This is a genomic window from Novosphingobium sp. BL-A-41-Hi4A-0G (genome assembly GCF_055521735.1).
In genome coordinates, this window is the sequence record NZ_CM145501.1 from 2635130 (window position 1) to 2648420 (window position 13291).

Here is a 13291-nt window from a genome sequence, read left to right on the forward strand (position 1 = left end):
AGGATACCGGGAGTTGGAAACGAGACGGGAACTGCACTGGGGGCGGGTCACGGAATGCTACGCCGAGCGTCCGGCGAGCATCCCCGCGCATCTTGCGCAGGTGTTCTCCGCCCGTGCGGACGCGACCGCGCTGGTCGATGGCGATGCGCGCATTTCCTACGGTCAGCTTGACGCCGACGTCCGCTCACTCGCTGGCGAGCTCTCACGGCGCGGCATTTCGCATGGGGACCGGGTCGCCGTGATGGTCGGCAACGAAGCCGATGCCCTGCGCGCCGTTCTGGCCATCGCCTGGATCGGTGCCATCGTCGTCCCCGTCAGCACCCGCTCGCGGGAGCCGGAAATTGCCTACATCCTGCAGGATGCTGCTGCCGACCTCATTATCCATGCGGCCCAGTTTCGCGCGGAATTGCCCACACGCGGCCCGCAGCGGGTTGAGACGGGATCGGCAGACTGGGCTGCAGCTCTCAAGGGCACGCCTCTTGCCCGTCCGGCAAGTGGCATCGATGAGGAGGATATCTTCGCGATCCTCTACACGTCGGGCACCACGGGCCGTCCCAAAGGGGCGATGCTGACCCACTTCAACGTGATCCATTCCAACCTGCACTGGATCGAAGCCTTCGGCATCGGTCCAGATGACGTGACCATGCTTTGCGTGCCCTGGGCGCATGTCAGCGGCTTGTGCGGCGTGGCCATGCCGTTCCTGCACGCAGGTGCAACGGTGGTCCTGCTGCGTGATTTCAAGCGGCGTGAGGCGCTCGAACTGGCAGCACGCGAGCGGATCACACACGCCCTGATGGTCCCTGCCATGTATGGCCTGTGCCTGCTTGAGCCCGACCTTGCCGACTTCCCGCTGAGCGCATGGCGCATCGCGGCCTACGGCGGCGCTCCCATGCCCGAACCAACCGCCGCCCGCTTTGCCGAGGCCTTCCCCGGCCTTGCCATGTGCAATTGCTACGGCGCGACCGAGACTACCTCGCCCACCACGATCATGCCGCCGGGCGATTGCGCGGGTCGCCTCGACAGCATCGGCAAGGTGGTTCGCTGCGGCGAAGTCCGCGTGATGGACGATGTTGGGTGCGAAGTTGCTCCGGGCGAAACGGGGGAGCTTTGGATCGCAGGGCCAATGGTCGTCCCCGGTTACTGGCGCAATGAAGCTGCTACCCGGACCGCCTTCGTGGGCGGCTTCTGGAAGTCCGGCGACATCGGCAGCGTCGACAAGGACGGCTACGTCCGCATTGCCGACCGCAAGAAGGACATGATCATCCGCGGCGGCTTCAAGATCTACCCGGCAGAACTCGAAAGCGTCCTCACCGGCCTTTCCGGCGTGGTCGAGGCAGCCGTTGTCGGGCGACCCGATCCGATCCTCGGCGAGATAGTTGTCGCCTTCCTGTGCATCGAGGACAGCACGATGGATGAACATGAGGTCCGCGCATGGTGCGCCGAGCGGGTCTCCGATTACAAGGTGCCCGGCGTCGTCCACATCTTCACCGATCCCCTCCCCCGCAACGCCAACGGCAAGATCCAGAAAGCCGATCTGCGCGAACGGGCCGCGGCGCTTGGCCCCGGAGTTGCCGCATGACCCCGCTCGATCCCCGTACCCCCGTCCTTGTCGGCATCGGCGTTGTCCAGTGCCGCGAGGAAGACTGGACACAGGCACTCGAACCGCTCGACCTGATGATCGAGGCCGTCCGCTCCGCCGGTGAGGACTGTGGCGCGCCTGCCCTGCTCGCCGATGTGGAACTGGTCTCGGTTCCGCGTGGTCGGTGGACCTACGCCAATCCCGGCCGAGCGATCGCCGATGCGGTCGGAGCCAAAAGCGCCCAGAGCCTCCTGTCGACGGTCGGCGTCCTGCAACAGACGCTGGTGGCCAATGCCTGCTCGCGGATCGCGCATGGCGAGATTGCCAGCGCCATCATCACAGGCGCCGATGCCGGATACCGCATCCTGCGGGCAAAGATCTCCGGCGCGCGCGCGGGCGAGAGACAGCAGGATGACGCTCCGGACATCATGCTCGAACCCGCTGCCGAACTGCGCCACCCGGCCGAGCGTGCAGTCGGCTTCGCCATGCCCGTAGGCCTCTACGCGATCATCGACAGCGCGCTGCGGGCCAAGTCGGGCATCACGATTGACGATCACCGCGACGCGCTTGCGGCCCGCCTCAAGCGCTTCAGCGAGATTGCCTCGGCCAACCCCCACGCATGGGACCGCCGCGTTCGCGATCTTGCCGATATCCGCGACGAGGCCCCACGCAATCCGATGCAGGCCTTCCCCTATACCCGAGCCCACTGCTCCAGCTGGAACGTCGACCAGAGCGCCGCGCTGCTGCTGTGCTCGCTCGCCAGGGCCGACGAGCTCGGCATCCCGCAGGACCGCCGCATTTTCCCGCTCGCCAGTGCCGAAGCCAACCACATGGTCGCCGTATCCGAACGCGCGGATCTGACCGAAGTGACCGGCGCGCGCCTTGCCGCCGAGGCTGTCTACACCGCCTCAGGCCTCGGCCCCGCCGATGTCGATCTTGTCGAACTATACAGCTGCTTTCCGGTCGCCGTCGAAGCCTTCGCCCAGGCGGCAGGGCTGACCGGCAAGACCGATCTGACCATTACCGGTGGGATGCCCTACGCAGGGGGCCCCTATAACAACTACTTCCTGCAGGCGACGGCCCGCGCCGTCGAACTCTTGCGCGCAAGGCAAGGCCATACCGCGCTCCTCTCCTGCATCTCGGGCATCATGACCAAGCAGGCCTTCGCCATGTGGTCCTGCGATCCCGGCACGCGGCCTTATGCCAACGTGAATTGCACGGCCGAAGCGGCTGCAACGCAACGGACGGTCGAGGTGCTCGAGAGCTACAGCGGAACCGCAACGGTGGCGGGTGCAACCGTGCTCCATGGGCGGGGCGAACAGCCGCGCGCGGTCGCACTGGTCGATACGCCGCAGGGGGCTCGGGCCTTTGCCTGCAGCCATGATCCGGCACTGGTCGAGCGCTTCGAGACGGAGGAATGGGTGGGACAGGCCGTCACGGTCAAGGACGGGGAACTGGTGCCATGAGCCAGACCATGACAACTGGAGAACCCGACACCGCAAGCGAAGTGCAGGTCGCGCATGACCGCTGCGCCCTCTCGCTCGTCCGCAGGCTCGCCGCCCTGCTCGACCGTGATCCATTGACCATCGACGAGGGCCAGCCCCTGCCGCGCGGGTGGCATGTGATCATGTTCAACGTGCCCACCCGGCAGGCCGATCTGCGTCCCGACGGTGCCGGAGCGCTTGGCGTCGTCCTGCCCGATCTCGGCCTGCCGCGACTGATGATGGGAGGGCGCAATATCCGATTTCTCGGCGACATTCCGATCGGCGCCAATGTCCGTCGCGACACGCGCCTCGCCAAGGTCGCGCAGAAAAACGGGCGCTCCGGGCCCTTCGCTCTGATCGACATCGAGCACAGCCTGTTCGTCGAAGGCAGCGCAACGCCCGCACTGGTCGAAACCACCAGCTACGTGCTGCGTCCGGAAGCCGACGATACCGGAGCCGAAGGCGCGGAGCCGTCGCCGCTTCACGGACAGCCGACCGGCCTGCCCATGGCCATGGCAAAACGGCAATTGCTACCGACAGAGCCGCTGCTGTTCCGGTACTCGGCGATCACCGACAACCCGCACCGCATTCACTATGACCTGCCCTATGCGCAGGACGTTGAAAAGTATCCGGCCCTGCTGGTCAATGGCTCCTTGCCATCGATGTTCCTGCTCGAAATGCTGCGCACGGCCGTTGGACGTGAGCCGGACCACCTCACCTGCCGCAATCTCGCGCCGATGTTCTGCGGCACCGAACTGACGCTGTCGGTGGCCGAGCAGGACGGTGGCTGGGCAATGCTGGTCGAGGACGCCCTCGGTCGCCCCTGCCTTGAAGCGAGCGCATGGTAGTGCTCTCCTGCCAAATCCAGATCCAGGGACATTCCTGACATGACGGAACCATCCGCTTCCCCCGCCCCTATCCCTGCGTCGCAGACGCCAGCCCTCTGGGAAGGTGCGCTCGAAGAGGCGCGCAGCCTGATCGGTGTCGATCTGCGCCGGACCGGCCAGCAGTGGAACACCGAAGCTTCGCCCGATGCGGTGCGCCATTTCTGCTGGGGTATCGGCGACGAAAACCCGCTGTTCTGCGATCCGGCCTATGCCGCACGTACGCGCGCAGGCGGAGCGCTCGCCCCCGGGTGCTTCCTCTATACCATCGACACCACCGTGGTCGCACCCAAGCTGCGCGGCATCCAGTGGCTCTATGGCGGCACCGATTGGGAGTGGTATCGCCCGATCCGCCACCGCGACAGCTTCACCGTGCGCGCACGGCTGCTCGATGCGGTCGAGAAGGAAGGCGGCAACGCCCGCAAGTTCATCCTCCAGACCGGCGAGACGCTCTACACCAACCAGCACGGCGAACTCGTCTGCCGAGCCATGGGCAGCACCGCACGCACTGCCCGCGCCAAGGCCGAAGGCGGCCTCAAGTACGCCCCGCGCGAAACGCACCGGTATTCGCCCGAAGAGCTGGAACATATCGCCCACGCCATCGAGACCGAGGAATTGCGTGGGTCCACGCCCCGCTTCTGGGAAGACGTGACAGTGGGCGACATGGTCCAGCCGATGCTCAAAGGCCCGCTCAACATTACCGACATGATCTGCTGGTACTCCGGCGGCGGTCACAGCTACCAGGCCCACCGCCGCGCCACGATGCACCGCAAGCGCCACCCCGCCGATGCCTTCGTCAATCCCGAGACCGGCGCGCAGGACAGCGCCGCGCGCGGTCATGCCGAAAGCAAGATGGCGCGCGAAGTCGGCATGCCCGGCGGCTACGACGTTGGCCCGCAGCGCATTTCCTGGCTTGGCCAGCTCATGACCAACTGGATGGGCGACGACGGCTTCCTCCATCGCCTCAACGTCTCGGTCCGTCGCCCAAATATCTTCGGCGACGTTTCGTGGTGCCGCGGCCGCGTGGTCGACAAGCGCATCGAGGACGGAGCGCACTGCGTCGATCTTGAACTCTGGGTCGACAACCAACTCGGCGAAACGACGGCGAAGGGCGCTGCGACAGTACATCTACCCTCGCTGGCAAACTGGACCTGAGTGCACCGTCAAACCAAACCCATCGGTTGGAGCGAGATGCCCTGTCAGCTAGCTTTGGCTGCAGGCAGATGAAGGCGCTACAGAAGTCCGCCCCGGTACACCGCCAACGCGCCCAGGAACGACGCCTCGTCGACAGACAGACCTTCAGGCAACCACACTCGGCAGCCCTTGCCGAGTCGCAGTCACTCCAATGCTGACGTCTGGTCGCTCCTGGGGCCTCTAGGTGGGCAGAGAAGATCTCGTCTTTTTAGACTGACAGCTTCCTTCCCTCTCATGGTCCCGCCAGATACTGGCTCAAATCCTTCCAAACCGCTTAAGATGCGCCTGTAAAGAACTCGATGCTTATCCGGTTCAATGCATCAGCCTCCTCCCACTGCGGCCAGTGCGAGGCATAATGCAGTTCGCGCCACTCGACACCTGGAATCAACGCCTTGTATTCCATGGCATTCTTCAGAAAGATGTCCGGGTGGCCCACGCAGGCCACAACCATCGTCGGTCGGGAAACGCTGCGCAGATCGTCGTCGGTCAGCATGTTCTCTTCCCACACGCCAGGGGCAATTCCCCCAAAGACATTGCGCATGCGCAACGATATCGTGACGTGCCAGCTCAAGCCGTTTGACAGGCTTCGGTTCGATGCCCTGCGGAAGACATACGGCGCCGGAGTGGGAACGTTGCGAGAGGCACTCTCACACCTCGTGTCCGATGGCCTGGTGCGAACCGAAGCAGGGCGGGGCTTCTTCGTGGCGCCAGTCTCGGCCTCAGATCTCATCGACATTACCCAGTGGCGGATCGAATTTGAGGCAAGAGCGATTGTGGAGTCGATCCGCAATGGCGACGATAAGTGGGAGGCAGGCATCGTGTCGAGCTTCCACCTGCTTTCGCGCGCCGGTCGGATCTCCACCGCACCGACACCCGAGATCCTGGCGGATTTTGGCGAGAAGCATCGCCAGTTCCACGACGCTCTCGTCTCCGCTTGCGGCTCTCCATGGCTGCTCTACTTCCGCGGCGTCTTGTTTGACCAAGCCCTCCGCTATCAGGCACTTGCCGTGATGAGCCGAAGAAACGAGCATCAGCGCACGCAGGATGACCACCGAGTACTGATGGATGCAGTTCTGGACAGGGATGAGGTTGCGGCCACAGGTCTGATTGCAGAACACATCCAGAGCACAACCGAAATCGTCTTGCAGAGCTTACCTGCCGACACTCCCGAAGTCGCAAGCAGGTCTGGGCGAAAGGCGCGGGCTCGCGCCGTTTCCGTCGAAGCATGAAACTAGCCATCACAGCCTTCATGGAGACGTCGCGGAGCTTCTGATTTGCTCGGTCCGGTACGCCCCGCAGGCATTAGCGGGTTCTCCGTCCCTACCGACTTCATCGGTGCTGTCCTTCGATCAGTTCCGAGGGAACTGCCATGACAAGCAGATTACAAGACTGAGGAAACAGCTATGCCCAGAATGTCGGCGACCGACACGCTTTGGCTGGATATGGAAACGCCGCAGACGCCAATGACGCTCGGCGGGGTGTTTGTCATCGATCGTGCATCGGGAGGCGCCAACGCGCTGCCTCCTGCCCGGATCATGGATTACATCGCGCAGCGGCTTCATCGCGTGCCCCTCCTGCGCCGGAAGCTGGTGAAGTCACGTACAGGACTTGCCGAGCCTTCGCTCGTTGAAGATCAGGACTTCGATCTTGCGTTTCACGTCCGCAAGGTGGCCCTGTCGAAGCCGGGCAATCTGGCACAGTTGAAAGATCTGGTGTCGCGCCTGATCAGCACATCGGTTGACATGGCGCGCCCCCCTTGGGAACTCTACGTCATCGAGGGACTTGACGACGAGCCCGGAATTGCGCCCGGAGCCTACGCAATCCTCACCAAGTTCCACCATTCCGTGTTCGATGGCGGTTCGGTCGGTGCAATCCTGTGGGAGTTCATGCAGGACCATCCCGATCAGGAGGTCAATCAAGCTCCACGCGAGAGTCAGGTAACGACAAGTGACGGGGAGACAGACTGGCTGACCTTGCCGCTGCAGGCTGGGCTGGGCCAATGGATTGCAACCATCAAGGGCATGAACAGCGTAGGTCAGATCGTATCGAATACGTTGGGCCGCAGCATGACATCCCCGACGGAGCAAGAAGAGGAATCTGTTCCTGCCAATGCAATGCTGGCACCGGCAACTCGTCTGTCCGCGAAAGTTACGGCCAATCGGGTTTGTGACTTTGTCGCAATCCCGATGGACGAACTGCGCGACCTGCGCGAGGCCCTTGGCAAGCCCAAGGTGAACGACCTTTGGCTTGCGATCGTTGCCGGCGGATTGCGCCATTATCTTCTCGCTCACAACGATCTTCCTGAAAAGCCACTGATGTCGATGTGCCCGATCAGCGTCCGCGAGGGACACCCTCTGGATGGCGGCAACTTCATTTCAGGCATGCGCGTGACTCTGGCGACTGACATCGCGGATCCGATCGAACGCCTGGAGGTTATCGCTCAAAGCTCGGCCGCAGCCAAGGGCATGGCAAAGGACCTCGGGAACAGCTTCGTCGAGGACCTTCTGGGCCTGCAGCCTTACTTCGTTCGATCACAGATGGCGAAGATTGCCGCGACACTTCCCAACAAATTGAACATTGCGATGCCCTCACCCGCGAACGTGATCGTCTCCAATGCTCCGCCGCCGAAGGGTGGCCACTTCTTCGCTGGCGGGAAGGCGGTTACCACCTATGCATTCGGCCCGCTTCTGGAAGGATGCGGTGTGATACACTCGATCACGGGATTCGATTTCGAGTCCACTGTAGCGGTCACGTCCTGTCGCGAAATCCTACCCGACATAGAGTTCTATATGGACTGCATCCGCCGCAGCTTTGCTGATCTCAAAGCGGCAAGGGCTTCGAGGTCAGCTTGAACCGCATCCACTTTGGCTCACGAATGGCCATGCAGGGGTGCCGATGTTCATGTCGATGGTCTCCTGATGCCATCAGCCCCTCATGGCGTGCTCTACCCAAGGAGTTCGGTCGGTGGCAACGGCTTGTCACGCGAACAACGAAAACTCTCGTGCCGCCTGCTGCAGAACCGGCACGATATGGGTTCGCAGTTTGTCAACGCTCATCCGCGCGCTGGACGTGCCGACGTTGACTGCCGATGTCACGCCGCTCGGACCGACTATAGGCACCGACACTGATCGCAGACCAACTTCAAGCTCTTCATCAACGATCGCGAACCGCTGACGCTCGACCTGCGCAAGGACCGTGGCCAACTGGGCCTTGTCGACGACCGTGTTGGGTGTGAAGGCTGTTGGGACGATCCGATTGAGATAGGCTTGGCGATCCGCCAACGTGCACCCAGCCAGTAGCACCCGCCCCATGGATGTCGCATAGAGCGGCAAACGGCTGCCAATCCTCAGGTTGATCGACATGATACGCGAAGTTTCGGATCGGGCGACGTATCGTACGTGATCGCCGTCCATCACTCCGATCGAGCAGGACTCACCCAGTTCATCGCGCAAAGCATCCAGCAAGGGTTGCGCCCGCACTGCCAGCGAGTTGGGATTCATCAATCCCCGGCCCAGCGCCAGCACATCGTGGCAAACCTCGTAGCCGACAGCGCCCTGCCTCGCATAGCCGAGCCGGCATAGGGTGTAGAGGCAGCGCCGCGCCGCGGCACGGCTCAACCCGCTGCGGCGACTGACATCCGCAAGAGAGATCGGGTGCTCCAGGCCGGCAAGGAGGCGAAGCACGAGCAGGCCCCGGGCTAGCGACATCATGAAGTCGGGATCGCCGGAATAGTCGGCAAGCTGGCTCGCATCCACGGGCTGACCCTTTACGGAATTTCGTTCGATAATCGAACAATACATGCGATTATCGATTGACTCAAGTCCGCCCTGACGGAAACGCAGCACCCGGAAGAGTGGAGATGCCTGTGATCGACAAATCGGTTCGTTCCATCGACGAGGCGGTCGCTCCCATCGGGGACGGCGCGACGATAATGATCGGAGGGTTCGGCAACGCCGGCATGCCCGACGAACTGGTCGAAGGGCTGCTTCGTCGGGACGTGAAGGGCCTGACGATCATCAGCAACAACGCCGGAAATGGCGAAACCGGGGTTGCCGCGCTGATCAAGGCCGGGCGTGTCCGGAAGATGGTCTGCTCGTTTCCGCGTCAGCCGGATTCCCACCATTTCGATGCCGCCTGGCGTGCGGGCGCGATCGAACTCGAACTCGTACCTCAAGGCAACCTCGCCGCGCGCATTCACGCGGCCGGTTCGGGTCTTGGTGCCATCTTCACGCCCACCGGGTTCGGCACGCCACTGGCAGAAGGCAAGGAAGTCCGAAAGATCGATGGCAAGGACTACGTCCTCGAGATGCCGATCAGAGCCGATTTCGCCCTGATCAAGGCGAGCCAGGGTGATCGCTGGGGCAATCTTGTCTATCGCAAGACCGCGCGCAACTTCGGGCCGATAATGGCGATGGCTGCAAAGTGCACAATCGCGCAAGTCACCGAAGTCGTGCCCCTGGGTTCGCTTGACCCTGAGACCGTGGTCACTCCGGGCATCTTCGTGAACCGAATCGTCGCAACGCCGGATGCCGGCGTGAATGCCAACATGCATCGAGGTGCCCAATGACCCCTCTGGATCGGGCCGGTATCGCCCGCCGCGTGGCGCAGGACATCCCGGAAGGCGCGTACGTCAACCTCGGCATCGGTCTGCCGACCCGCGTCGCGGACTTCCTGCCTGCCGATCGCGAGATTTTCCTGCACAGCGAGAACGGAGTGCTCGGCATGGGGCCGTCTCCCGCTCCCGGCGAGGAAGATCCGGATCTCATCAACGCCGGTAAGCAGCCCGTCACGCTGCTCTCGGGTGGCTGCTACTTCCACCATGCCGACAGCTTCGCGATGATGCGTGGCGGCCACATAGACATCTGCGTGCTGGGTGCCTTCCAGGTTGCCTGCAATGGCGATCTTGCCAACTGGCATACCGGAGAAGCAGGAGCGATCCCGGCAGTCGGCGGGGCTATGGACCTCGCCGTGGGCGCACGACAGACGTTCGTGATGATGGAGCTGTTCACCAGGAGCGGAGACAGCAAGCTCGTCGAGCGCTGCACCTATCCGCTGACCGGCCTGGCCTGCGTTTCACGGGTCTATACCGATCACGGCATCTTCGAACTGCGCGATGGCCAGGCCCATGTGACGGAACTGATCGCCGACCTCACGATCGAGGAACTGCGCACGCGCGTCGGCATCGATCTTGTCGACGCCCGCTGAGCGCTGGCACCCCGAGGAGGACAAGACTAAGCCATGACAGACGCATTCATCTGCGACGCCATCCGCACCCCGATAGGCCGCTATGGCGGCGGCCTTGCCGGGGTCAGGGCAGACGATCTCGGCGCAATCCCCTTGCGGGCTCTGCTAGAACGCAACCCTTCGCTCGACCCTGCTCAAGTGGAGGAAGTGTTTCTGGGGTGCGCCAACCAGTCTGGCGAAGACAATCGCAACGTTGCGCGGATGAGCCTGCTGCTCGCGGGCCTGCCCCACACCGTACCAGGCGTCACCCTCAACCGGCTTTGCGCGTCAGGTCTGGAGGCGGTCGGTGCTGCCGCCCGGGCGATCCGGACGGGCGAGATCGGCCTCGCCCTTGCCGGCGGCGTCGAGAGCATGACGCGTGCGCCCTTCGTTCTGGGCAAGGCGGTGGCGCCGTTCGACCGGAACCAGAAGATCGAGGACACGACAATGGGATGGCGCTTCGTCAACCCCGCCCTCGATGCGGCTTACGGCACCGACCCGATGCCGCGCACGGCCGAAAACCTTGCTGCGCACCTGCAGATCAGCCGCGCCGACCAGGACAGCTTTGCATTGCGCAGCCAGCAACGCGCCCACGCTGCCCAGACCAGCGGCTTCTTCGCTGAAGAGATCGTCCCGGTCATGGTGCCCGGCAAGCGGCGTGGCGAAACTATCACCTTCGATACGGACGAACATCCGAGGTCGGACACGACAAGCGCAGACCTCGCCAGACTGAAGCCGCTGTTCGCCCCTGACGGGACCGTCACTGCAGGCAATGCATCCGGGATCAACGATGGTGCGGCCGCACTGGTGATCGCAGGCGAGCAGTCGATCAGGGAAAATGGCCTCGTACCGCGCGCGCGCATTCTCGGCATGGCCTCGGCGGGCGTCGAACCGCGCCTGATGGGATTTGGCCCCGCTCCTGCTACGCGCAAACTGTTGCAGCGTCTGGGCATGACAATCGCTGACTTCGACGCCATCGAACTGAACGAGGCCTTTGCCAGCCAGACGCTCTCCTTCCTGCGCACGTTCGGGCTCGAGGACGATGCGCCGCAGGTCAATCCCAATGGCGGGGCAATTGCCTTGGGTCACCCGTTGGGCATGTCAGGCTCGCGGCTCGCCATGACACTGGTCCACCAGCTTGAGGTTACCGGCGGCAAGCGGGGGCTTGTGACGCTCTGCGTTGGCGTCGGGATGGGACTGAGCCTTGCGGTCGAACGGCTGTAAGGAGCGGTATCCGAACGAGCGACGCGAAGCTTCAAGAGAGCCAGCGAATTCCTGCATAGGGTTCGAACAAATTACTATCGCTTCGCGGCCGCGCGGCGATTGCATTATGATGCACACGGTTCTTAGTGAAAATCACTGAAAAGCCAGGGCCTTCACGTGATGATCGCGAACTGGCTATCGGCAACAACCAGCCTGCCGGGGGAGAACCAATGAACGGTATCGCAATGCCTGCGTCCAGACTTGACCGTACGGCCAGAAATACTCTGGCGGCGCTCTTTCTGGTGCACTTCTTCGCCAGCATGGACCGATACGCGTTCACCGTCCTGCTCGAACCGATCAAGGCCGATCTTGGCGCAACCGACACGGAAATGGGACTGCTTTCGGGCCTCGCCTTCGTGGTCTGCTATGTGGCATTCGGCATCCCTTTCGCCAGGCTGATCGACACCGGAATCCGGCGGACGCTGGTGATTGCAACGCTGGCGGCGTGGTCTGCGGTCACAGGGCTCGCCTCGCTCGCCACTTCCGTGCTCGGCATGGGCCTCTTCCGGGCGGCGCTCGGCTCTGCCGAAGCGGGTGCTTTGCCCGCATCTCTTTCCATGATCGCCGACACTTTCCCCAAGGAACGCCGCCATCAGGCCGTCAGCATCTTCCAGCTGGGCGCAGGCGTCTCGCCGATCATCGGTGTGCCGCTGGTGGCCATCATCGCCGACAATTTCGGATGGCGATACGCGATGGTCGCGCTTGGTGCCGGAGGTCTCATTCTGGCCGCGCTCCTGATACCGGTGCTCAAGGAACCCCAGCGAGGGCGTTTCGACGACCCGACCCAGAACCGCGCAACACCCTCTCTGGGCGAAAGTCTCAAGACGCTTGCCCGGAACCGCGGGTTTGTCTTCCACGTCCTTTCGCATACGCTGATCACCTGCACGACGACGATTTTCGTGATCTGGCTGAATGCCTATTGCGTCCGGGTGCTGAAGTTCTCCGTCACCGAGGCTGGCCTGGTCACTGGGGCCAGCGGCGTTCTGACGGTTGCCGGCATTCTTGGCGGCGGCTGGATCTGCGCCGCCCTGATCAAGGCAAGGCAGGATGATCGCCTGATTGCAGCGTTCTCGGGCATCGTTGCCGTTCTGTGCGCGATCGGCCTTGTCGTGATGCTGTGGCGTCCGGACAGGAGCAACTTCTTTATCGGTTTCGGCATCACCAGCCTCATGGTGTTCGCGCGGGTTGCACCAGCCATGACCTTGTCGACGGACCTGGTGCCACCTCGCATGCGCGGTCTCAGCTCGTCTCTGACTGTCGGCCTCTCAAGCCTGGTCGGCGGCGGGCTCGCCCCCGTCGTGATGGGCAAGCTGTCGGATCACTTCGGCCAGACCATGGGTTATGCCGAGGGGCTCAGGCTGGCATTCCTTTACACCACGGTGCCATGCGCACTGGTCGGTGCGCTGCTCGCTGGTGTTTCGGCGATGCTGATAGCCAGGCCGCAAGCGCGCGCCGGGGCATTGCAAACCGCCTGAACGTCTCGCCAGCATGAACGCGCCCGGTTTCCATCAGCACTGGCAACCGGAGTGTTCTGCTGCGCCACTTCACAGCCCGGGTACGTGAGTTCCGGTTATAGCGTCCCGCTGTTTGAGCATTGGACCTGCCAAAGCAGGCACTCCAAAAACAGAGCGAGGGTGCACCAGTTGTCAGATCGGTCGCGATGA

At 63.2% G+C, this 13291-nt stretch carries 12 protein-coding genes; 10 read left to right on the forward strand and 2 right to left on the reverse strand.

The annotated features are described in order from the left end of the window. Positions 1-13 precede the first annotated feature (13 nt). The 4 genes from ACZ1JX_RS12720 to ACZ1JX_RS12735 are packed head-to-tail and all read left to right on the forward strand — an operon-like array spanning position 14 to position 5102. Entirely contained in the window at positions 14-1579 is a 1566-nt protein-coding gene (locus ACZ1JX_RS12720) for a class I adenylate-forming enzyme family protein (RefSeq protein WP_465123915.1), read from the forward strand. Beyond that, positions 1576-3045 (forward strand): thiolase C-terminal domain-containing protein, encoded by a 1470-nt coding sequence (locus tag ACZ1JX_RS12725; protein ID WP_465123916.1) that lies wholly within the window; start codon positions 1576-1578, stop codon positions 3043-3045. The genes ACZ1JX_RS12720 and ACZ1JX_RS12725 overlap by 4 nt, the downstream gene beginning before the upstream one ends. After that, on the forward strand, positions 3042-3911 hold the full coding sequence (locus ACZ1JX_RS12730; RefSeq protein ID WP_465123917.1) for an HTD2 family dehydratase: 870 nt from the start codon (positions 3042-3044) through the stop codon (positions 3909-3911). Before ACZ1JX_RS12725 ends, ACZ1JX_RS12730 begins: the two co-directional genes overlap by 4 nt. A gap of 39 nt (positions 3912-3950) precedes the next feature. Beyond that, complete coding sequence (locus ACZ1JX_RS12735; protein WP_465123918.1) at positions 3951-5102, forward strand: FAS1-like dehydratase domain-containing protein; 1152 nt, start codon at positions 3951-3953, stop codon at positions 5100-5102. Between the two features lie 313 nt (positions 5103-5415). On the opposite strand, the gene ACZ1JX_RS12740 is transcribed toward ACZ1JX_RS12735, so the two are convergent. After that, positions 5416-5682, reverse strand: a complete 267-nt coding sequence (locus tag ACZ1JX_RS12740) for an alpha/beta fold hydrolase (protein ID WP_465123919.1) — start codon at positions 5680-5682, stop codon at positions 5416-5418. Between ACZ1JX_RS12740 and ACZ1JX_RS12745 the strand changes: the two genes are divergently transcribed. Together ACZ1JX_RS12745 and ACZ1JX_RS12750 are read left to right on the forward strand one after the other, a co-directional pair. Next, positions 5681-6370 (forward strand): FCD domain-containing protein, encoded by a 690-nt coding sequence (locus ACZ1JX_RS12745; RefSeq protein ID WP_465123920.1) that lies wholly within the window; start codon positions 5681-5683, stop codon positions 6368-6370. The genes ACZ1JX_RS12740 and ACZ1JX_RS12745 overlap by 2 nt on opposite strands. A gap of 183 nt (positions 6371-6553) precedes the next feature. Then, positions 6554-7993: a wax ester/triacylglycerol synthase family O-acyltransferase gene (locus ACZ1JX_RS12750; RefSeq protein ID WP_465123921.1), complete on the forward strand. Its 1440-nt coding sequence runs from the start codon at positions 6554-6556 to the stop codon at positions 7991-7993. Between the two features lie 126 nt (positions 7994-8119). Here the strand turns inward: ACZ1JX_RS12750 and ACZ1JX_RS12755 are convergent, their stop codons facing one another. Next, positions 8120-8896 carry an IclR family transcriptional regulator domain-containing protein gene (locus ACZ1JX_RS12755; RefSeq protein WP_465123922.1) on the reverse strand — a complete coding sequence of 259 codons (777 nt, stop codon included), beginning with the start codon at positions 8894-8896 and terminating at the stop codon, positions 8120-8122. Between the two features lie 110 nt (positions 8897-9006). On the opposite strand from ACZ1JX_RS12755, the gene ACZ1JX_RS12760 reads away from it, so the two are divergent. The 4 genes from ACZ1JX_RS12760 (at position 9007) to ACZ1JX_RS12775 (ending at position 13102) form a co-directional block, all read left to right on the forward strand. Then, positions 9007-9708 (forward strand): 3-oxoacid CoA-transferase subunit A, encoded by a 702-nt coding sequence (locus tag ACZ1JX_RS12760; RefSeq protein WP_465123923.1) that lies wholly within the window; start codon positions 9007-9009, stop codon positions 9706-9708. Further along, the gene (locus ACZ1JX_RS12765; protein WP_465123924.1) at positions 9705-10346 is read left to right on the forward strand and encodes a 3-oxoacid CoA-transferase subunit B; all 642 of its coding nucleotides are present in this window, start codon (positions 9705-9707) and stop codon (positions 10344-10346) included. The genes ACZ1JX_RS12760 and ACZ1JX_RS12765 overlap by 4 nt, the downstream gene beginning before the upstream one ends. A 33-nt stretch (positions 10347-10379) precedes the next feature. After that, positions 10380-11588, forward strand: coding sequence for a 3-oxoadipyl-CoA thiolase (gene pcaF, locus ACZ1JX_RS12770; RefSeq protein ID WP_465123925.1), 1209 nt, complete (start codon positions 10380-10382; stop codon positions 11586-11588). A gap of 209 nt (positions 11589-11797) precedes the next feature. Then, positions 11798-13102: an MFS transporter gene (locus ACZ1JX_RS12775; protein ID WP_465123926.1), complete on the forward strand. Its 1305-nt coding sequence runs from the start codon at positions 11798-11800 to the stop codon at positions 13100-13102. Positions 13103-13291 lie beyond the last annotated feature (189 nt).